Genomic DNA, 18,411 nt, shown 5'->3' on the forward strand with positions numbered 1-18,411 from the left:
TCGCCATGGACGACCTCAGCGACGGCTACCAGCCTCCGGACTACCCGGCCCTGAAAGTCGTGATGCGGTTCGGACGCGCGATCGCCGTTGCGCTCGCCGTGATGCTCGTCCTCGCCGCCGTGGCCGCCTTCGTGGCCGGATATCCGGTCTGGGTCGGCATCGCCGCGCTCCTCGCGGCACCTCTCTCCCTGCTGCTGGTCCTCTGCCTGGTCGAGATGGTCGAGATCGTCGCGGCGACCCTCATGCCTCGCTAGCCGAGGCGCGCGCGAGTTCGTCGCGCATCTGGGACCGCATCCGGATCGCCGCGCCGGCCGTGAAGCCGCCATCGATCGCGATCTCCGCGCCGGTGATGAAGCTCGCCTCCTCGGAGGCGAGGAAGAGCACGAGGTCGGCGCATTCGCGCGGCGTTCCCTGCCGGCCCATCGGGATGGTGCGACGCGCGGATTCCGCGTGACCGGGCGTGGCGTCCCGGACGAAGCTCGTCTCGACGATCTGGCCCGGATGGATCGAGTTCACGCGGACCTTCCAATCCACGAACTCCATCGCGGCGATCTTGCTGAGGCCGCGGAGGGCCCATTTGCTGGCCCCGTAGGCCGCATCGTAATGGGCCGTCAGGCCGGCGATGGACGACACGTTCACGATCGATCCGCCGCCGCTGTCGCGCATCAGGGGCGCGCAGATCTGCATGCCGAGCATCGGGCCCGTCAGGTTGACATCGAGCGTGCGCTGCCAGGACGCGAGCGGGATGTCGGTCAGGCCATGCCGGCTGATGATGCCGGCATTGTTGACCAGGACGTGGAGCCCGCCGAGATCGCGTGCGGCCGCAACGGCCTCATGCCAGCCGGGGATTTCGGACACGTCGTGACGTAGGAAGGTCGCGCGCCCGCCTCGCTCCCGGATCTGGTCGGCAACCTGCTGGCCCGCCTCCGCGTCCACGTCGGTCAGGACGATGGCGGCCCCCTCCTCCGCGAACAGCATCGCCTCCGTGGCACCTTGCCCGCCCGCCGCCCCCGTGATCAGCGCGACTTTCCCGTCGAGTCGTCCCTGTCGCAGTCTCATCTCAAAACCCCAGGATGCCGCCTGGAAGCGGCATGTTCGCGACTCTGACGAAGAGCACATAGCTGAGTGCGGTCGAAACCACGCTCATCGCAGCGGTGGACTGCCATGGCCGGCGACTCGCCATCCCGAAGGCGACCGCGAAGAACAGGAAGGTCGCGGCCGTGTAGCCCAGCCAGGGCATGAGAAGCGCATAGCCCGCGATGGCGAGCGTGAAGAGGACGGGAAGTGAGGGAGGCCAGAGGGCCGGGCGTTGCCGCTGCACCTCCTTGTCTGGCTTCGCCTGCAGGGCAATGGCCACGCCAGCCACGGCGAGAAGTCCACCGAGCAACATGATGTAGCGGTCCGGCCCGAGGTCGTCGAACATCCCATCCGCGCGCGCCTCGCGACCGAGCCGCCGCCCGTCCCAGACGAAGAGAAGGCCGCCTGCGGCCAACAACACGCCCCAGATCCGCTCGAACATCCGCTTCCTCCCTCCTCAGGCCGCCTGCGCCTGCCCATTGTCCGCGGCGGCTTCGGCTCGGGCCGCCTCCCGTCCCGCGATCCGGCCCGAGATGAAGGCCCAGCCGAGATGATGGCCGTGCCCTTCCAGGAGCACGCCGCCTTGCCCGTTCGATCCGGCTGCCCAAAGGCCTGGGATCGGCAGGTCGGAACCGTCCAGGACCTGCAGCTTCGTGTTCACCTTCAGCCCGCCATCCGTGAAGACGACGTAGCTCTTGACCGGCCCGAGAGCGACGAAGGGAGGCCGGGCAATCACGGGGCGGATCGCCCCGTCGGGGTTCCGGCGGCCACCTGCATTGTAGGCAGCGACCGAGTCAGCGAGGGCCTGGCCCGGTACCCCGAGCGCCGTTGCCAATGCGTCCAACGTCGGGGCGGAATGGTAGATGTCGCCGCGGGTTCGCCGGTAATCGTCGAGATAGGCGTAGGCGACGCCGGGCGCGGTCGAGATGAAATACGGCCAGGCCGTGAACTGATCGGCGACGGTGGCGTCGAACAGGATGAAGGCCTCTCCGCCCGGTCGTTGCGGAACGCTTCCGGCCGCTCCCGCCACCTCGTCGGCGAAACGCCGCCCGCCGCGGTCCACGAGAACCGCTCCCTGGCGGAAGAGTTCGGCCGAGGGACCGAGCGCCGTGGTCAGGAACCGCATCGCAAAGGGCCGGAGGATCGCGGCCGGCAGATGTTCGAACGACCATTTCATCAAGCGCCCTAGCGCCCGGCTGGGTGGGAGCCGGCCGATCAGGCTCGGGCTCGTGGGCGGCACGAAGCGCATGATCGGTCCGCGCACGATGTCACCGTTGATCACGGTGCCGCCCGCATCCGTGCCAAGGCCGAAGCCGTCGCCCGTCGCCGTGGCGTTGACCGGTTCGAGATCGGCTGTCTCCGGCCCGGCGAAACGACGCTTCAGCTCCGGACTCGCGCTGTAATCGCCGGCCGCGAGGATGACGCCCCGCCGCGCCCGGATCGGCTCGCGGCGACCGCCGGGACCGGCGATCTCGACCCCGGCGATCCGGTCGTCGTCGGTCAGAAGAGACAGAACCCGGGTGGCGAGCCGGATCTCGACGCCGAGCTGCCGGCAGCGCGCGCCCAGCGCCAGTGGGAAGGCGCGGGAATTCGGGACGACGTTGTGCATCCGAGGATGCCGGTGAGGCGGCTCGACATTCGGGCCGACGAAGACGATCCCGAGCGAATCGAGCCACGCCATCATCTCCTGTGTCCGGTCCACGAGGAGACGGCGCAATTCGCGGTTGTCGCGATTGGCGTAACGGCCGGCCAGGATCTCGAGATCGTCGTAATGCTCGTCCGGCGTGTCCCGGATGCCGCGCGCGAGCTGGTGAGGCGTGCCGGTGGCCGAGACCGAGCCCACGGACCATGCCGTGCTGCCGCCGAGTTCGGGGTTCTTCTCGCAAAGCAGGACCTTGGCGCCCGCTTCCGCGGCCGCGATCGCCGCAGCGAGACCGGCCCCGCCTCCGCCGACGACGATCACGTCCGGCCCGGATTGCCGCGTCTCTCCTCCCATTCCTGTTTGCCTTCGTCTTCGTAGAGCAGCCTTCGGCGCAATGGATATGCCAGGAGCCTGCGCTCGGACGAGACGATCCGGCAAGCCGTTATTGTCCGCCCGGCGGACAGCTGGCGGACCTGGTGTTGTCTCTGCCGACACTCAGACGAGGCTGCAAGGCCACCTCACCCTACGATTTTGATGGCAAGCCGATTGCAGTCTGACGGCCAGCGAAGAGGCGTCGGGTTGCGGCAGGTGCCGCGCGTCAACCGGCCTGCATATGGAGGAGCCGGGCAATGACACTCGCCTATATCGTTCGCTGCACGTTCAAGGAGCCGTCCCGCGAGGACGCCTGGAACAGCTGGTATAGCGGGCCGAAGCTCAAGCAGATGCTGAGCAAGCCGCATTTCCTGACCGGCCAGCGCTTCCACAGAGTAGCGGGCGAAGGACGAGAATACGTCGCTTTCTGGACGCTCGCCTCGGAACAAGCCTTCACCACGCCCGAATACACCACTGACTGGGGCTTCTTCGAATGGGCTCCGTATATCGGGGATTGGAGCCGGGACCTCTTCGAAGGCGTCGAGAGCGACGTCGCGGCTCCGAAACTGTCGGACGGCCAGTTGCTGCGGATCGTGTCGTGCGAAGGTCTCTCGTCAGAGGAGGCGGATGCCGCGAAGGCGAGCGTCGAGGCGGGAGGCCTGAACCTGACCTGGCTCCGCTCGGTCGGGCTGGATCGGCACACGGCCCTGCTCGGATTCGGGATCGTCAATGAAGGACGACCCTCGGCTACCCTCCCGGCCGGCATGCGCGCCGCCGACGCGACCTACCGGCCGATTTCCATCCTGGCCAGGAGCGAGTCCGGCCAGGCTCTCGAGCCCGCTTGATGGATACCGGCCTCCTGGGCGGACTGGCGAACGCCCTTGCGCCGCTGAATATCGGCTTCGCGCTGATCGGCTGCCTTCTCGGGACGCTCGTCGGCGTGCTGCCCGGGCTCGGGCCCGCCTCCGCCATGGCGATCTTGCTGCCGATCACGACCTACATGTCGCCCGAAGGCGCCATCATCATCATGGCCGGCATCTATTACGGCGCCATGTATGGCGGCTCGACCACCGCGATCCTGATGAACATCCCGGGCGAGGTCTCATCGGTCGTGACGGCCGTCGACGGCTTCCAGATGACGAAGCAGGGCCGCGCCGGCCAGGCGCTGGCCATCGCGGCGATCGGCTCCTTCGCGGCCGGCATCCTGGGCACGCTCGCGATCGCGGTGATCGGCCCGACGGTCGCCGACCTCGCGCTCCGCTTCGGTCCTCCCGAATATTTCGGCCTCGTCCTTTTCAGCCTGACGGCGCTGATCAGCTTCGCGGGCCCCTCGCTCATCAGCGGCCTCGCGATCGGGGCGCTCGGCATGGCGCTCGCCAGCATAGGGACCGATCCCCTCACCGGCACGCAGCGCATGACCTTCGGGTCTCTCGAAATGACGAAGGGTCTCGACATCATCCCGGTCCTGATCGGGCTGTTTGGGATCGGCGAAGTCCTGACCAGCCTCGGGGCCAATGTCTCGCAGATCTATTCCGGGCGCCTCGGGTCCTGGCTGTCGATGATTCCGCGCGGTGCGGAACTGACCCGCGGGCTCCTGGCGAGCCTGCGCGGCACGGTGATCGGGTTCGTGATGGGCCTTCTGCCCGGCATGCTTCCGGCGCTCACGGCCTACCTGTCCTACGACGTGGAGAAGCGGATATCCAAAACTCCCGAACTCTTCGGCACCGGCATGATCGAGGGCGTCGCCGCGCCGGAGGCGGCCAATAACGCGACCGCGATGGCTGGCTTCATCCCGCTTCTTTCCCTCGGCATCCCGACGAGCCCCGCGCTCGCCATCATGCTGGGCACCCTTCTCATCAACGGCCTGACGCCCGGCCCCATGCTGTTCGCCCAGAACGCCGCCTTCGTCTGGACGGTGATCGGCAGCATGTTCGTCGCGAACGCGATGCTGCTGGTCCTGAACCTGCCGCTGGTCGGGCTCTGGGCGCGGATCAGCCTCATCCCGTATAGCGTGCTCGGTCCCATCGTGCTGGCCGTATGCGCGGTCGGCGCCTATGCGCCCCGCAACACGATATTCGACGTCTGGGTGGCGCTGATCTTCGGGGTCGTCGGCTATGCGATGCGGCGGCTGTCCATGCCGATCGCGCCGCTCGTTCTGGGCTTCCTGCTCGGGCCGCTCATGGAGCAGTCCTTACGGCAATCGCTGGCCCTCTCCGGAGGTGACCCGCTCCTGATCCTGTCCCGGCCCATCACGCTCATCCTGTGCATCATGGCCGTGCTCGTGGTCGTCGGCACATTGATCGTGCGGCGCCGGTCGAGCCTCATCGAACGAGTGATCGAACAAAGCACCAACGAGACGTGAGCCCGAGAGGCTCCCAAGGGAGACGACCATGAGGACCATCGGACACCTGATCGCAGGCGGCATCGCCGTCCTGTCCGGACTGGCCGCACAGGCCCAGGAGAAATTCCCGACCCGCGCGATCGAGGTCATCGTGCCCTTCGCGGCCGGCGGCTCGACCGATCTCGGCGGCCGGGTCATCGCCCAGGCTCTCGAGGCGAAATGGGGCGTCCCGGTCCGCATCATCAACAAGCCGGGCGGCAACACCGTGCCGGCCGTGAACGAGGTCATGAACGCCAAGCCCGACGGCTACACTGTCCTGGCCGACGGCCCGCCCCAGAGCTCGATGCTCGACACCGCGGTGAAGACGCTCCCGTTCAAGGTGACGGACCGGACCTTCGTCAACGTGGCGGCCTATACGCCGATGATGTTCGTGGCCCCGATCGATTCACCGCTGGTCACGCTCAAGGACGCGATGGAGCTTGCGAAGAAGAGCCCCGGCAGCTTCACCTGGACCTCGCTCGGCGGCGCCGGCGCGCAAGACATGGCGAACCGGCAGTTCTTCAAGGCGGTCGGGGTCGACGTGTCGAAGACCCGCCCGATCCAGCTGAAAGGCGGCTCCGAGGCGATCACGCTCGCGGCGGGCGGCCACGTCACGATGGGGGTCGGGTCGTATAGCTCGATCGCGGCGCCGCTGCAGGCGAAGAAGCTGAAGGTGCTGGCCGTCGCCTCCCCGGAACGCTGGCCCAACCTGCCCGAGACGCCGACGGCCGCAGAACTCGGCTATCCCCAGATCGAAACCCTGTACTGGATCGGCTTCTCCGGCCCTCCCGGCCTGAAGCCGGAGATCGTCGAGATCTGGGACAAGGCGGTGCGCGAGGTGACGTCCGACCCTGCGGTCGTCGAGGGCCTGCTGAAGGTTGGGCTGAAGCCCCTCTACGCGAACGCTGCCGACATGAAGGCGCGGGTCACCAAGGAACGGGCCGAGACGCAGGAACTCTGGTCGCGCTGAGGCTTCGGAGGGTGTGATGAAACTCTACGGCTCTCTCACGTCGCCCTTCGTCCGAAAGGTCCGGGTCTGCCTCAAGGAGGCGGCGATCCCCTGCGAGATGGTGGTCGCCGATCCCTGGCAGGACGGCGACGATGTCCTCTCCCGCAATCCCCTCGGGAAGGTGCCGATCCTGGTGCCGGATGGGGGCGAACCGCTCTTCGAGTCGCTCCTCATCGTCGAATATCTCGACACGTTGGGCGCGGCTCTCCGCCTGATTCCGGCCCAAGGGGACGAGCGGATTTCCGTCTTGCGCTGGCATGCGCTCGCGCAGGGCATGATCGACGCGACCGTCGCACGCCTTCTGGAGACCCGTCGGCCTCCCGACTTGCAGATGGCCGACCGGATGGCCCGCGAGGAGCGCCGGATCGCGCGGGCGCTGGACGATATCGAGGCCAGGCACGGATCGGGAGACTGGCTCGTTGGCGGCGGCCCGACCCTGGCGGACATCACGCTCGGGGTCGCGATTAGCTACATGGATTTCCGCTACCCGCATGATTGGCGTTCGACTCATCCGGGTCTCGCCGAGCGCGTCGCCCGGTTGGCAACGCGGCCCTCCTTCGTCGAGACCGCGCCGCCCGGGACCTGAGCCTCAGGCGCTGGCCTCGTCGGTCAGACCGAGGAAGGCGGCGGCATTGCCGTACATGATGCGCTCCATGTTCTCCGGCCGGATCGGCAGGGTGCGGAACCAGGCCGCGTAGGAGTCGATCGGGCAGAACGGGAAGGAACTCGCGTAAAGGAACCGGTCGGCCAGGAAGCCGTTCGCGGCCGCCACGTAATCGGCCATGCCGGGCATGTTCACGAGATACATGTCGGGCGAGAGATAGAGGTTCGGGCGCCGGAAGGCGACGTGCAGGATCTCGGTCACCCAGGGCCAGCCGCCATGCGACGAGGCCACCTTCAGGGACGGAAAGTCGGCGAGGACGCGGTCGAGCGCCACCGGCATGGAATAGCTCAGGTCCGGCCCGGCATTGCCGCCCGTCATCATGATGACCGGAATGCGCTCGTCCTCGCAGCGGGCGTAGATCGGGTAGAGCCGGCGATCATCGGGCTGCATCGGAATCGCACAGGCGCCGGGCTCGATGTTGATTGCCCGGAATCCGTCCGCCATCGCTCGGTCGATCGCGGCGCTCGCGGCCTTGCGGTTGGTCGCATCGATCGACGCGACAGCCAGGAAGCGACCGGGATGCGCGCCGACGAAGTCCAGCACGGTTTCGTTGGCGACGGAGCCGAGCAGGCCCGAGTTACGGCCGATCACCACGCCGATGTCGATCCCGGCCCTGTCCATCTCGGCAAGCATCAAATCGACGGACTGCTCCGTCGCGGCACGCGACGGCTCGAAGCCGAGCTGGCGGGTGAAGCGGTCCCGCCGCTCGGGCTGGCCGTACATGACCATCCCGAGGAAATCGCGGAACGGAGGTCGGACGCGGAAATCGATGACGGGCATGCTGCACCTCCCCGGGAGCCTTCTTCTGGCGAGGGTCGCCGCAAGGTTCAGGCCCGTAATGCCCGAGGGGCAAGGCTGACCGAACTTGTCAGCCGCGGCAACACCCGTGTCCGGCTCGCGGACATTCGAGACGCGGGCCGGCGCTGCCCGCCCTCTCCTTCGCTCGTCGGGCGGTGGCATACCGCTTGCGCCGAGCTGCGGTAAGCGAGCCGGCCCGCTTGGGCCGGCATCCACGATGACATCCGGAGGAATGCATGGGGACGGTCTTGCGCCGACGGCTGGCTGCCCTCCTCGTCGCCGCGGCGCTCTGCGCGTCCCCGGCGGTCTTCGCTCAGAGCTATCCGACGAAAGCCATCGACCTCATCGTGCCCTTCGCGCCCGGCGGCTCGACCGGTCTCACGGCGCGGGCTCTCGGCCAGGCTCTCGAAGAGCGCTGGCGCGTCCCTGTCCGGGTGGTCAGCAAGCCGGGCGGCAACACGGTGCCGGCCGTCGAGGAGGTGATGCGCTCGGCGCCGGACGGCTACACGGTTCTTGCCGATTCGCCGGCCTCGAGCTCGATGCTCGAGATCGTCGTGAAGCGATTGCCGTTCAAGGTCATGGACAGGACCTTCCTGGGCATGAGCGCGCAGACCCCGATGATCTTCATCGCGCCATCCGACACGCCCTTCCAGACGATGGCCGACGCGGTCGAGCGGCTGAAGCGCGAGCCCTCGTCCTTCACCTGGACGTCCCTCGGGGGGGCGGGCGCGCAGGATTATACCTTCCGGCAGCTCTTCAAGGCGACCGGGATCGACGTCGCCCGGACGCGGGCCGTCGCATCGAAGGGTGGCTCGGAGGCGGTGACGATGACGGCCGGCGGCCATGTCATGATGGGCGCCGGCTCCTGGAGCGCCGTCGGGCCTCTTCTCAACGCGAAGAAGCTGAAGGCGCTCGCCGTCGCCTCCCCCACCCGCTTCCCCGCGCTCCCGGACGTCCCGACCATGGCGGAGCTCGGCATGCCGTCCGTCGAGATCCTGTTCTGGTTCAGCATCTCGGGCCCGAGCGGCCTTTCTCCCGAGGTCGTCAAGGCCTGGGACGAGGCGCTCGATGCGGTCTCGAAAGACCCTAAATTCGTGGCTGCTCTTACCTCGGTCGGGATGGTGCCGTATGTCCACGACGCTTTGCGCGTCCGCGAGATGGTCGCGGCCGAAAAGCGGGTCGTCGAGACTCTCTGGGCCCAATGACCGGGCCCTCCCCGATTCCGACGGACCCTCCGCCGGCACAAGGGCAGGCCGTGCTGATGGCCTGGACCGACATCGATCCGGCGGAGGAGCCGGCATTCAACGAATGGTACAACCACGAGCATATGCGCGACCGCGTGCTCGGCGTGCCCGGCTTCCTTCGCGGACGCCGCTTTGTCGCCCTTTCCGGCGAGCCGAAATACCTGGCACTCTACGAGGCGGTCGGGCCCGAGGTGTTCTCTTCCGATAGCTATCTCAGACTGATCGGCACCCCAGATCCCAAGAGCCACCATTTCATCCTGAATTTCAGGCAGCCGATCCGGACCGTGGCACGGCTGGTCGCGTCCTTCGGCGAAAGCGAGGGCGCCTCGCTGGCGCTCCTTCCGCTCCTTCGCGGCGCCGACTGGAGGGCGGCCCGTGACCGCCTCGTCACGTCCGCCATCCCGGCGCTGGTCGGGTTTCGGGGCATCGTCGCCGCCCAGCTGATCGAGCGTGACGATGAGGCCGCCTCCGGCTCGACGCGCCGCCACGTCCGACAGGGAGACCGCTCGCTGGCAGCGGCGCTGCTGGTCGAGAGTGCGGAGGCAGAGTTTTCGCTGGCCGACCTCTCATCGCGCGTGGGTGGCGTTCCCCAGCCGGATCCCGATTTCGTCCCGAGCATGTTCAAGCTGCTCTACCGTGTCTCGCCCCGCCCGAGCGGCAACCAGGGGCGCTCCGCATGAGCCGCAAGACCGCCCTGATCGCGGGCGCGACCGGCGCCGTCGGCCGCGGGCTCACGGAGAGCCTTGCCGCCAGCGCGGATTGGGACGTGATCGCGCTGGCCCGAAAGCCGGTCGACGTCCCCGGAACTCGCTTCATCGGCGTGGATCTCACGCGCGAGGCGGAATGCCGCGAGCGCCTGGCAGGCCTCTCGGAGATCACGCACGTCTTCTTCACGGCCCGATTCGATCACGAAGCCGGGCAGCCGGAACCGATCGAGACGAATCTCGCCATGCTCCGCCATGTGATGGATGCCGTCGAGCCGGCCGCGACCGGGCTCCGGCACGTCCACCTCGTCCACGGCACGAAATGGTACGGCTCGCAGCTCGGCCCCTTCTCGACGCCGGCCCGCGAGGACGATCCGCGTAGTCTCGCGGACAACTTCTACTACCGGCAGCAGGATTTCATCGCCGAGCGGCAGCAGGGAAAAGCCTGGTCATGGTCGACCTCGCGCCCGCACGGGATCTGCCACACCGTCCCGGACATGCCGCGAAACCTGGTGCTCGTGCTCGCGGTCTATGCGCTCGTCTCCCGTGAGCTGGGGCTCCCGCTCTCCTTCCCCGGAACGCCGGAGAACTACCGGGCCCTCTACCAATGCACCTCGACCGAGCAGCTCGTCGCGGCGCTCCGCTGGATGGCCGAGGAGCCCGCCTGCGCGAACGAGGCCTTCAACGTCACGAACGGCGATGTTTTTCGCTGGGCAAACATCTGGCCGACGCTCGCGCGCTATTTCGGGATGGAGGTCGGGCCCGTCCGCACGGTCCGGCTCGCGAACGTGATGGCCGGCCAGGCCGAGGTCTGGAAAAGGATCTTCGCGAAGCGGGGTCTCGCGGCCCCGCCCTACGAGCGGATGGCGCTCTGGTCCTACGGCGACTTCGTCTTCACGCCCGGCTGGGACATCATGTCGGACACGACCAAGGCCCGGATGCTCGGCTTCGCCCGGACGGTCCGGACGGATGCCGACATCCTTCGCCATTTCGACCATTTCCGTTCGGTCGGCCTGCTCCCGCCCGACTGAGGCGCGACGATCGACAACATGACGAGGCATCCGTGGACGGCAGGCTGAAGCTCGATCTTACGATCACGGATCGGCCGCCCGCCGCTCCGGACCGCCCCGCCGGCACGCGGCAGGCCTGGGTCGGCGGCGCGGTCGATCGCGAGAGCCGGCGCATGATCCCGGAGCCGCGCCGCTGGTTGACCCTCATCGAGCATGTCGGCAGCCCCGACGCCGCGCCGCCCATACCCGGAGCGCTGCACGACTGGTGGCTCGAGCAGGTCGCGCCGGGCGCCGCGCCGTCGCCGGAGGGCGCGGGCGGCCTCGTCCTCGTGTCCATGGATGTCGATCCCGCGGTCGAGGAGGAGTTCAACGACTGGTACACGACCGAGCACATCCCGCTGCTCAGCGCCGTGCCCGGCATGATCCGGGCGAGGCGGTTTCGCGCTCTCACAGGCCAGCCCGCCTATGTCGCGCTCTATCATGTCGAGACGACCGACATTTACGCGACGGAAGCCTGGACGAGCGCCAATTACACGCCCTGGATGCTCCGGATGCGACGCTTCCAGCGCAACCGGACCTATTTCATGTTCCACCCGGCGGAGGTCCCGCAGCCATGAGACGACGCACCCTTCTCTGCGGCGCGGTCGCCGCCACATTTTCCGGATCACGCGCCTCCGCCCGGGCGCAAGGCTTCCCGAGCAAGGTGATCCGCATCCTCGTGCCGTTCTCCGCCGGCAGCGGCACGGACGTGGTGGCCCGTCTTCTCGCCCGCGAACTCGGGCCGCGGCTCGGCCAGAACATCCTGGTCGAGAACCAGACGGGCGCGGGCGGCAACATGGCGACCGCGTCGCTCGCCCGTGCCGAGCCGGACGGGCACACGCTTCTTCTCACCACGACCGCGCATGCGATCGCCCCGAACCTCCAGAAATCCCTGCCTTTCGATGCCGTCGCGGATTTCGCGCCGGTCACGCTCGTCTGCTCCGGCCCGCTCGTCCTGACCGCGAACCCGGCCTTCGCGGCCAAGACCGTCGGCGATCTCATCGCGCTCGCGAAGGCGAAGCCCGGCACCATCAACTACGCATCCTCCGGCACCGGGACGACGCCGCATCTCGCGGTCGAACTCCTGAAGATCAAGGCCGGGATCGACCTCGTCCACGTCCCCTACCGGGGTGGAAACCCCGCGATGGTCGACGTCCTGGCCAATGTCGTCCCGCTCTACTTCGCCTCGCCGGCGACCGCGATGCCGATGGTGGAAAGCGGGCAGGTCCGCGCCCTCGGCCTCAGCTCGGCGGAGCGGCCGAGCTTCATCCGGGATATCCCGACGATCGCCGAACAGGGTGTGCCCGGCTACCGGGTCGATTTCTGGTACGGCCTTCTCGCCCCTGCCAAGACGCCGCGCTCCACGGTCGATCGGCTCCAGCGTGAGACGGCCGAGATCCTCCGCAAGCCCGAGGTGATCGCGCAGCTGCACAAGCTGGGCTTCGATCCGACGGCGACGACCCCCGAGGCATTCGGCGGCCTCATCCGGGACGAGATCGCGCTCTGGGCCGAGGTGACCCGCACGGCCAAGATCTCCCTGGAATGACAATCGCCATGGCTCCGTTCGTCTATCTCGTCCAACTCGCCATCGCCGAGGAGCATGAGGATTCCTTCAACCAGCTCTATGAGACCGGCTACATCCCGGAACTCCTGAAGATACCGGGCGTGCTCGGCTGCGCGCGCTTCCGCCTCGACTGGGCCGATACGCCCGACATACCGGAATATCTCGCGCTCTACGACATCGAGAATCCAGAGATCCCGCGCTCCGAGGCGTGGCGGCAAGCCTCGATCAGCTGCGGCTGGGCGAAGACGATCCGGCCCCATCTGCACGTCCGCAGACACGGGATGTACCGACGGATCGGTGGCTCGCTCCAGGTCGAGCCCACGCCGCCATTCTGATCGCCAACGCCTCCGGGAGCGGATCAAACAAGGCGCGCGGTGACGGCAAATCGTGTTGCGGCGTGTTGCACGGCTGGCCTGGCCGATCCCGCCTGGAGAGCCGCGATAAGCAGCCGAAGAAACTTACAGACCGATGGTAGCGGAGGAGGGACTCGAACCCCCGACCCCAGGATTATGATTCCCGTGCTCTAACCAGCTGAGCTACTCCGCCGTCCCGGTCGTCTCGGAAGGCGCGGCTATAGGGACGAGGTCCGGCCGCTGTCAAGGAACCGCGACGCTCAGCGCGACTGGGTCACCGCGATCCGGAGCGCGAAGAGGGCGAAGACCGAGGCGAACAGGATGTCGATCATCCGCATGATGCGCGGCCGCCCGGTCAGGACGGCCAGCATCCGGTCTGCCCCGAGCACCATCAGGATCCCGAACGGGGCCGTCACGAGGACGAAGTAGACGCCGAGGACGAGGAGTTTCCCGGGCGCGTTCGGGTCCGTCGGCTCCACGAATTGCGGCAGGAAGGTCACGAAGAAGAGCACCACCTTGGGATTGGTCAGGTTGATGCCGATCCCGACCAGGAAGGTGCGCCAGAACGGGTTAGATGCGGCACCGCCTGTTTTCAGCCGCAACGCGGACCCATGGCGTAGGGCGTCGTAGGCGAGCCACAGAAGGTAGAGCGCGCCCACGATCTTCAGCGCAGTGAAGGCGGTCGCCGAGGCCGCGATCAGCGCCGAGAGGCCGAGCGCGGCGAGCAGCGTGTGGAGGAGGCACCCGGCCATCGCGCCCAGCATCGCGGCCATGCCCTCGCGGCGGCCGCCGGCGAGCGTGCGTGACAGGGCGAGGCTCATGTCCGGTCCCGGCGTGATGAACAGGACCAGGCAGGCGACCGTGTAGGCCAGGAACACGGAGGCGTCGGGGAGGAAGGACATCGCGGTTCTCGATCGGCCTCGCCCGGAGGGCTATCACGACGGGCGCCGCGCCCTTCACCCCGGCTCACTGACACCCCATAAGGACATCGCCGCTGGGACGGGAGTCGGAACGCGCACCGATGCTGAAGACGAAATCGCTTCTCGGGCCCGTCGTGATTCTGGCCCTGTCTGTTGCGTTGGGGCCGCTCCAGGCGCAGGGCCTGCCGCCCGGTTTTCCGTCCGCCGGCCCAGTCGCGATCCCCTCGGACGAGGCCCGGCTGCTGCCCGCGCTCGCGCCGCGCGGCATGGTGTCCAGCCAGGAAGCGCGCGCGACCCGGATCGGGGTCGAGATCCTGCGGCGCGGCGGCAACGCGGTCGATTCGGCGGTCGCGACCGCCTTCGCGCTCGCCGTGACGTTGCCCCGCGCGGGCAATCTCGGCGGAGGCGGCTTCATGCTGGTCCACCTCGCCGGCCGCGGCCCGGACGGGCGCGGCGAGACCGTCGCGATCGATTACCGCGAAACGGCGCCGGCCGCCGCCACGCGCGACATGTTCCTCGGCCCGAACGGAGAGCCCGATCCGGCGAAATCGCGGGATAGCGGGCTCTCCGTCGGAATCCCCGGAACGGTCGCGGGCCTCGCCCTCGCCCATCAGCGCTACGGGTCGGGCCGGTTCACCTGGGCCGAGCTCGTCCGGCCGGCCGAGGCGTTGGCCCGGGACGGCATCCCGGTCGAGGACGACCTCGCTCTCTCGCTCGCCGGGTCCGGGCGTCTCGCCCGCCACGAGGCGAGCCGGGCGGTGTTCTTCGCGGGCGGCAAGCCGATCGCGCGCGACGCCCGCCTGGTCCAGGGAGATCTCGCCGCGACGCTCGCGGCGGTCGCCGAGACAGGGCCGCGCGGCTTCTACGAAGGCGCCGTGGCGGAACGGATCGCGGCCGCCGTGCGGGCGGCTGGCGGCGTCATGACGGCCGCCGATCTCGCCGGGTACCGGCCGGTGATCCGCGAGCCGGTGCGCGGCCGCTACCGGGGCCACGACATCGTCTCGATGCCGCCGCCGAGTTCCGGCGGCGTCCACCTGATCGAGATCCTGAACATCCTGGAGGGGTTCGACCTGAAGGCGGCGGGGGCCGGAAGCGCCGCCGCCCTCCATCTGATGGCGGAGGCGATGAAGCCCGCCTATGCCGACCGGGCCGCCTGGCTCGGCGATCCGGACCGAGTCCGGGTGCCGGTCGCGGGTCTCGTCTCGAAACGCTATGCGGCCTCGCTCCGTGCGGCGATCGATCCGGAGCGCGCGCGGCCGGCCGACACGGTGCTGGCCGGCGATCCCCTCCCCTACGAATCCGACCAGACCACCCACTTCTCGGTGGTCGACCGCGACGGCAACGCTGTCGCGAACACCTACACGCTGAACTTCTCCTACGGCCTCGGGCTCGTCGCCGCCGGAACGGGCGTGCTCCTCAACAACGAGATGGACGATTTCGCGGCCAAGGCCGGCGCGCTGAACGCCTATGGCCTCGTCGGCGGGGATGCCAATGCCGTCGCGCCCGGAGCGCGTCCGCTCTCGTCGATGACGCCGACCTTCGTGTTCCGCGACGGCCGCCTCGTCCTCGTGACCGGCAGTCCCGGCGGCAGCCGCATCATCACGACGGTGCTCCAGGTGATCGTGGGCGTGGTCGATTTCGGGCTGAACATCGCCGAGGCTGTCGCGGCGCCCCGCATCCATCATCAGTGGCGGCCCGATGCCCTCCTCGTCGAGACCGGGCTGTCGCCCGACACGTTGACGCTCTTGCGTCAGCGCGGCCACAAGGTCGTCGTCGGCGCGAGTTCGGGCTCGGCCAACTCCATCGCAGTCACGCCGGAGGGGCTCGCGGGCGCCTCCGATCCGCGCCAGCGCGGCACCGCCGCAGAAGGACCGTAGCCATGCGAGCGACCCTCACCACGACGTCGCGCCTTCGCGCCCCGAGCCTTCGGGGGCTGGCAGGCGCGATCCTCGTCGCGCTCGCCGTCGCGGGATGCGGCATCAACAATGTCCCGACGCTGCAGGAGCGCGCCAAGGCCGCCTGGGGCGAGGTCCAGAACCAGTATCAGCGCCGCGCCGACCTGATCCCGAACCTCGTCGAGACCGTCCGGGGCTACGCCCAGCAGGAGAAGGACGTGCTGGTCCAGGTGACCGAGGCCCGGGCTCGCGCGACGCAGGTGAAAGTGGACGCCTCGACCATTACCGACCCGGCGAAGTTCAAGGAATTCCAGGACTCGCAGGCCCAGCTTTCGGGCGCGCTCGGCCGTCTGCTCGCGACCGTCGAGGCCTATCCCGACCTCAAGTCGAACCAGAATTTCCTGGCCTTGCAGTCGCAGCTCGAAGGCACCGAGAACCGGATCGCCGTGGCACGGCGCGACTACATCGGCGCCGTGCAGCAATTCAACACCGAAATCCGCACCATCCCGGGCCGCTGGATCGCCGCGATCTTCTATTCCGACGCGAAGCCCATGGAGGTGTTCACCGCCACGGCCGGATCCGACCGCCCGCCCTCCGTGAAGTTCTGAGGCGGACATTCGCAATGGTCGCTTCCCTTCTCCCCTTGCGGGAGAGGGTCGCAGCGCAAAGCGCTGCGAGATGCGGGGTATTCGCGCCGTGACCCCTCATCCGGTTGCCCTGACGAGCGACTCGACTTCTCCCGCGAGGGGAGAAGCGAGTGTCCGAATGGGCGAACCTCGAAGCACGCGCCACGCCCGGACCATCCTGGCCCTCCTTGCCCTCCTCCTCCTCGCCGGCCCTGCCCTCGCCCAGACCTTCCCGGCCCTGAGCGGCCGGGTAGTCGACCAGGCGAACATCCTGAAGCCGGAGGACCGGGCGGCCATCGAAGCCAAGCTGAAGGCGCACGAGGACAAGAGCTCGGACCAGGTCGTGGTCGCGACCGTCAGGTCGCTCGAAGGCATCCCGGTCGAGGATTACGCGAACCGGCTCTACCGGCACTGGCAGCTCGGCACGAAGGAGAAGAGTAACGGCGCCCTGCTCCTCGTCGCGCCGACCGACCGCAAGGTGCGGATCGAGGTCGGCTACGGCCTCGAAGGCGCGCTCACGGACGCGCTGTCCGGCATCGTCATCCGGACCGCGATCGCGCCGAAATTCAAGAGCGGTGATTTCGCCGGCGGTATCCAGGCCGGCGTCGACGCGATCCTGTCGATCCTCGCCGGGGATGCCGAGGAATGGCAGCGCAAGCCGAAGATCAGGACGGACGAGACGAGCTCGATCGACCTCGTCTCCCTGATCATCCTGGCCATCCTGATCATCAACGTCCTGTGGACGGTGGTCCGGGAAGCACGCGGAATGGGCCATTCCGTCCGGAAGCGCAGGGGCCAGGGCTGGGTCTGGTTGCCCGGGCCATCGTCGGGCACCGGTTGGGGTGGCGGCAGCGGCTGGTCCGGAGGATCGTCGGGGGGCGGCTTCTCCGGCGGGGGTGGCTCGTCCGGCGGCGGCGGCGCGTCAGGGAGCTGGTGAGGTGCTGAGCGAAGAGGCGCGCACCCGGATCGAGGCGGCGGTGCGGGAGGCGGAACGGGGCAGTTCGGGCGAAATCGTCGTCGTGCTCGCGCGCCGGGCCGGAAGCTACAAATCCGTGCCGCTCGCGCTCGGGCTCGCGGTCGCTCTCGCGACGCCCGGGCCGCTGATCCTGTTCAGCACCATGCCGGCGGCCCGCATCTTCGCCGTGCAGCTCGCGGCGACGCTCCTGGCCGTCTTCGCCTCGGCCTGGGCCGGGATACGGGCCGTGCCGCCGGCGCTTCGCCGAGACCGCGCCCGTGCTGCCGCTTTGCGCGAATTCACCCATCGGGGCATGGCCGACACCCGGGGCCGCACGGGGGTGCTCCTCTACCTCGCCGTGGCGGAGCGGTATGCGGAGGTGGTGGGCGACGTCACCATCTCGAGCCGGGTTGGCGAACAGGAGTGGCGCGGCGTCATCGAGGCCCTGCAGGCCGATATGACGGCGGGCCGCATCGAGGAGGCGCTCGTTGCGGCGATCGGCCGGATCGGCGCGATCCTGGCTCGCCACGCGCCGCCGGACCAGGACGACCGCGACGAGTTGCAGAACCGCGTCGTCCTGATCTGAGGCCACGGACGTCGCCGCCAATCCGGCTATGCCCGCTCCGCCAACGGGTTCTGCTCGGGCGGCAGGTCGTGGAGGTGGCAGGCGGCGGCCTGGTCCGCGACCACGGGCTTCAACAGCGGCTCCTCGGTCCGGCAGCGGTCGAAGACATAGGGGCAGCGGGTGTGGAAGCGGCAGCCCGAAGGCGGGTTGATCGGGCTCGGCACGTCGCCCGTGAGCACGATCCGGGTCCGGGCCTTGCCGGGCTCCGGCACGGGCACGGCCGAGAGGAGCGCGAAGGTGTAGGGATGTTTCGGCGACCCGAAGGTGCGCCGGCGCGACGCGACCTCGACGATCTTGCCGAGATACATCACGGCGACCCGGTGGGTCATGTGCTCGACGATGGCGAGGTCGTGCGAGATGAACAGGAGCGCGAGGCCGAGGTCGCGCTGCAGGTCCTGCAGCAGGTTGACGATCTGGGCCTTGACCGAGACGTCGAGCGCCGAGACGGCCTCGTCGCAGATGATGAGGTCGGGCTCGGCCGCGAGCGCGCGGGCGATGCCGATGCGCTGGCGCTGGCCGCCGGAGAATTCGTGC

General features: G+C 68.7%; 21 protein-coding genes and 1 tRNA gene. 15 read left to right on the forward strand and 7 right to left on the reverse strand.

Annotated elements, in window-relative coordinates:
* Positions 1–5 precede the first annotated feature (5 nt).
* On the forward strand, positions 6–254 hold the full coding sequence (locus ACFE87_RS12360; RefSeq protein ID WP_375459936.1) for a hypothetical protein: 249 nt from the start codon (positions 6–8) through the stop codon (positions 252–254).
* Here ACFE87_RS12360 and ACFE87_RS12365 read toward each other — a convergent pair.
* Genes ACFE87_RS12365 through ACFE87_RS12375 form a run of 3 tightly spaced genes read right to left on the reverse strand, consistent with a single transcriptional unit; the run spans position 241 to position 3,073 of the window.
* Entirely contained in the window at positions 241–1,059 is an 819-nt protein-coding gene (locus ACFE87_RS12365) for an SDR family NAD(P)-dependent oxidoreductase (RefSeq protein WP_375459937.1), read from the reverse strand. The genes ACFE87_RS12360 and ACFE87_RS12365 overlap by 14 nt on opposite strands.
* Before the next feature lies 1 nt (position 1,060).
* Positions 1,061–1,519: a tripartite tricarboxylate transporter TctB family protein gene (locus ACFE87_RS12370; protein WP_375459938.1), complete on the reverse strand. Its 459-nt coding sequence runs from the start codon at positions 1,517–1,519 to the stop codon at positions 1,061–1,063.
* A gap of 15 nt (positions 1,520–1,534) precedes the next feature.
* Positions 1,535–3,073 (reverse strand): FAD-dependent oxidoreductase, encoded by a 1,539-nt coding sequence (locus ACFE87_RS12375; RefSeq protein ID WP_375459939.1) that lies wholly within the window; start codon positions 3,071–3,073, stop codon positions 1,535–1,537.
* A gap of 275 nt (positions 3,074–3,348) precedes the next feature.
* On the opposite strand from ACFE87_RS12375, the gene ACFE87_RS12380 reads away from it, so the two are divergent.
* Genes ACFE87_RS12380 through ACFE87_RS12395 form a run of 4 tightly spaced genes read left to right on the forward strand, consistent with a single transcriptional unit; the run spans position 3,349 to position 7,066 of the window.
* Complete coding sequence (locus ACFE87_RS12380; RefSeq protein ID WP_375459940.1) at positions 3,349–3,936, forward strand: hypothetical protein; 588 nt, start codon at positions 3,349–3,351, stop codon at positions 3,934–3,936.
* The gene (locus ACFE87_RS12385; protein WP_375459941.1) at positions 3,936–5,453 is read left to right on the forward strand and encodes a tripartite tricarboxylate transporter permease; all 1,518 of its coding nucleotides are present in this window, start codon (positions 3,936–3,938) and stop codon (positions 5,451–5,453) included. The genes ACFE87_RS12380 and ACFE87_RS12385 overlap by 1 nt, the downstream gene beginning before the upstream one ends.
* A gap of 28 nt (positions 5,454–5,481) precedes the next feature.
* Positions 5,482–6,441: a tripartite tricarboxylate transporter substrate binding protein gene (locus ACFE87_RS12390; protein WP_375459942.1), complete on the forward strand. Its 960-nt coding sequence runs from the start codon at positions 5,482–5,484 to the stop codon at positions 6,439–6,441.
* A 16-nt stretch (positions 6,442–6,457) separates the two neighbouring features.
* Positions 6,458–7,066 (forward strand): glutathione S-transferase family protein, encoded by a 609-nt coding sequence (locus ACFE87_RS12395; protein WP_375459943.1) that lies wholly within the window; start codon positions 6,458–6,460, stop codon positions 7,064–7,066.
* A 3-nt stretch (positions 7,067–7,069) separates the two neighbouring features.
* Here the strand turns inward: ACFE87_RS12395 and ACFE87_RS12400 are convergent, their stop codons facing one another.
* The gene (locus tag ACFE87_RS12400) at positions 7,070–7,924 is read right to left on the reverse strand and encodes an amidohydrolase family protein (protein WP_375459944.1); all 855 of its coding nucleotides are present in this window, start codon (positions 7,922–7,924) and stop codon (positions 7,070–7,072) included.
* Between the two features lie 254 nt (positions 7,925–8,178).
* Between ACFE87_RS12400 and ACFE87_RS12405 the strand changes: the two genes are divergently transcribed.
* The 6 genes from ACFE87_RS12405 to ACFE87_RS12430 are packed head-to-tail and all read left to right on the forward strand — an operon-like array spanning position 8,179 to position 12,838.
* Positions 8,179–9,147 carry a tripartite tricarboxylate transporter substrate binding protein gene (locus tag ACFE87_RS12405; protein WP_375459945.1) on the forward strand — a complete coding sequence of 323 codons (969 nt, stop codon included), beginning with the start codon at positions 8,179–8,181 and terminating at the stop codon, positions 9,145–9,147.
* A gap of 56 nt (positions 9,148–9,203) precedes the next feature.
* A complete protein-coding gene (locus tag ACFE87_RS12410; RefSeq protein ID WP_375459946.1) occupies positions 9,204–9,866 on the forward strand; it encodes a hypothetical protein in 663 nt (220 codons plus the stop codon).
* Positions 9,863–10,921 carry an SDR family oxidoreductase gene (locus ACFE87_RS12415; RefSeq protein ID WP_375459947.1) on the forward strand — a complete coding sequence of 353 codons (1,059 nt, stop codon included), beginning with the start codon at positions 9,863–9,865 and terminating at the stop codon, positions 10,919–10,921. Before ACFE87_RS12410 ends, ACFE87_RS12415 begins: the two co-directional genes overlap by 4 nt.
* A gap of 32 nt (positions 10,922–10,953) precedes the next feature.
* Positions 10,954–11,517: a DUF4286 family protein gene (locus ACFE87_RS12420; protein ID WP_375459948.1), complete on the forward strand. Its 564-nt coding sequence runs from the start codon at positions 10,954–10,956 to the stop codon at positions 11,515–11,517.
* The gene (locus tag ACFE87_RS12425) at positions 11,514–12,485 is read left to right on the forward strand and encodes a Bug family tripartite tricarboxylate transporter substrate binding protein (RefSeq protein WP_375459949.1); all 972 of its coding nucleotides are present in this window, start codon (positions 11,514–11,516) and stop codon (positions 12,483–12,485) included. Before ACFE87_RS12420 ends, ACFE87_RS12425 begins: the two co-directional genes overlap by 4 nt.
* 8 nt (positions 12,486–12,493) lie before the next feature.
* Positions 12,494–12,838 carry a hypothetical protein gene (locus ACFE87_RS12430; RefSeq protein ID WP_375459950.1) on the forward strand — a complete coding sequence of 115 codons (345 nt, stop codon included), beginning with the start codon at positions 12,494–12,496 and terminating at the stop codon, positions 12,836–12,838.
* A gap of 134 nt (positions 12,839–12,972) precedes the next feature.
* On the opposite strand, the gene ACFE87_RS12435 is transcribed toward ACFE87_RS12430, so the two are convergent.
* A tRNA-Met gene (locus ACFE87_RS12435) sits at positions 12,973–13,049 on the reverse strand.
* Between the two features lie 67 nt (positions 13,050–13,116).
* On the reverse strand, positions 13,117–13,758 hold the full coding sequence (locus tag ACFE87_RS12440; RefSeq protein WP_375459951.1) for a LysE family translocator: 642 nt from the start codon (positions 13,756–13,758) through the stop codon (positions 13,117–13,119).
* A 119-nt stretch (positions 13,759–13,877) separates the two neighbouring features.
* Here ACFE87_RS12440 and ggt point away from each other — a divergent pair, with 119 nt between their 5' ends.
* The 4 genes from ggt (at position 13,878) to ACFE87_RS12460 (ending at position 17,838) form a co-directional block, all read left to right on the forward strand.
* Positions 13,878–15,653 carry a gamma-glutamyltransferase gene (gene ggt / locus ACFE87_RS12445; protein WP_375459952.1) on the forward strand — a complete coding sequence of 592 codons (1,776 nt, stop codon included), beginning with the start codon at positions 13,878–13,880 and terminating at the stop codon, positions 15,651–15,653.
* 2 nt (positions 15,654–15,655) lie between these two features.
* The gene (locus tag ACFE87_RS12450; protein ID WP_375459953.1) at positions 15,656–16,279 is read left to right on the forward strand and encodes a LemA family protein; all 624 of its coding nucleotides are present in this window, start codon (positions 15,656–15,658) and stop codon (positions 16,277–16,279) included.
* 157 nt (positions 16,280–16,436) lie between these two features.
* A complete protein-coding gene (locus ACFE87_RS12455) occupies positions 16,437–17,234 on the forward strand; it encodes a TPM domain-containing protein (protein ID WP_375459954.1) in 798 nt (265 codons plus the stop codon).
* Position 17,235: 1 nt separating this feature from the next.
* Positions 17,236–17,838, forward strand: coding sequence for a TPM domain-containing protein (locus tag ACFE87_RS12460; RefSeq protein ID WP_375459955.1), 603 nt, complete (start codon positions 17,236–17,238; stop codon positions 17,836–17,838).
* A gap of 26 nt (positions 17,839–17,864) precedes the next feature.
* Here ACFE87_RS12460 and ACFE87_RS12465 read toward each other — a convergent pair.
* On the reverse strand, positions 17,865–18,411 hold a 547-nt coding region (locus tag ACFE87_RS12465; protein WP_375459956.1), incomplete at its 5' end, for an oligopeptide/dipeptide ABC transporter ATP-binding protein.

Source organism: uncultured Enterovirga sp., assembly GCF_964242715.1.
GTDB lineage: Bacteria > Pseudomonadota > Alphaproteobacteria > Rhizobiales > Beijerinckiaceae > Enterovirga.

Excerpts from the sequence above, each read along its gene's own strand:
- ACFE87_RS12360 (WP_375459936.1), top strand. The coding sequence starts at position 6 with ATGGACGACCTCAGCGACGGCTACCAGCCTCCGGACTACCCGGCCCTG.
- ACFE87_RS12365 (WP_375459937.1), bottom strand. The coding sequence starts at position 1,059 with ATGAGACTGCGACAGGGACGACTCGACGGGAAAGTCGCGCTGATCACG.
- ACFE87_RS12370 (WP_375459938.1), bottom strand. The coding sequence starts at position 1,519 with ATGTTCGAGCGGATCTGGGGCGTGTTGTTGGCCGCAGGCGGCCTTCTC.
- ACFE87_RS12375 (WP_375459939.1), bottom strand. The coding sequence starts at position 3,073 with ATGGGAGGAGAGACGCGGCAATCCGGGCCGGACGTGATCGTCGTCGGC.
- ACFE87_RS12380 (WP_375459940.1), top strand. The coding sequence starts at position 3,349 with ATGACACTCGCCTATATCGTTCGCTGCACGTTCAAGGAGCCGTCCCGC.
- ACFE87_RS12385 (WP_375459941.1), top strand. The coding sequence starts at position 3,936 with ATGGATACCGGCCTCCTGGGCGGACTGGCGAACGCCCTTGCGCCGCTG.
- ACFE87_RS12390 (WP_375459942.1), top strand. The coding sequence starts at position 5,482 with ATGAGGACCATCGGACACCTGATCGCAGGCGGCATCGCCGTCCTGTCC.
- ACFE87_RS12395 (WP_375459943.1), top strand. The coding sequence starts at position 6,458 with ATGAAACTCTACGGCTCTCTCACGTCGCCCTTCGTCCGAAAGGTCCGG.
- ACFE87_RS12400 (WP_375459944.1), bottom strand. The coding sequence starts at position 7,924 with ATGCCCGTCATCGATTTCCGCGTCCGACCTCCGTTCCGCGATTTCCTC.
- ACFE87_RS12405 (WP_375459945.1), top strand. The coding sequence starts at position 8,179 with ATGGGGACGGTCTTGCGCCGACGGCTGGCTGCCCTCCTCGTCGCCGCG.
- ACFE87_RS12410 (WP_375459946.1), top strand. The coding sequence starts at position 9,204 with ATGGCCTGGACCGACATCGATCCGGCGGAGGAGCCGGCATTCAACGAA.
- ACFE87_RS12415 (WP_375459947.1), top strand. The coding sequence starts at position 9,863 with ATGAGCCGCAAGACCGCCCTGATCGCGGGCGCGACCGGCGCCGTCGGC.
- ACFE87_RS12425 (WP_375459949.1), top strand. The coding sequence starts at position 11,514 with ATGAGACGACGCACCCTTCTCTGCGGCGCGGTCGCCGCCACATTTTCC.
- ACFE87_RS12430 (WP_375459950.1), top strand. The coding sequence starts at position 12,494 with ATGGCTCCGTTCGTCTATCTCGTCCAACTCGCCATCGCCGAGGAGCAT.
- ACFE87_RS12440 (WP_375459951.1), bottom strand. The coding sequence starts at position 13,758 with ATGTCCTTCCTCCCCGACGCCTCCGTGTTCCTGGCCTACACGGTCGCC.
- ggt (WP_375459952.1), top strand. The coding sequence starts at position 13,878 with ATGCTGAAGACGAAATCGCTTCTCGGGCCCGTCGTGATTCTGGCCCTG.
- ACFE87_RS12450 (WP_375459953.1), top strand. The coding sequence starts at position 15,656 with ATGCGAGCGACCCTCACCACGACGTCGCGCCTTCGCGCCCCGAGCCTT.
- ACFE87_RS12455 (WP_375459954.1), top strand. The coding sequence starts at position 16,437 with ATGGGCGAACCTCGAAGCACGCGCCACGCCCGGACCATCCTGGCCCTC.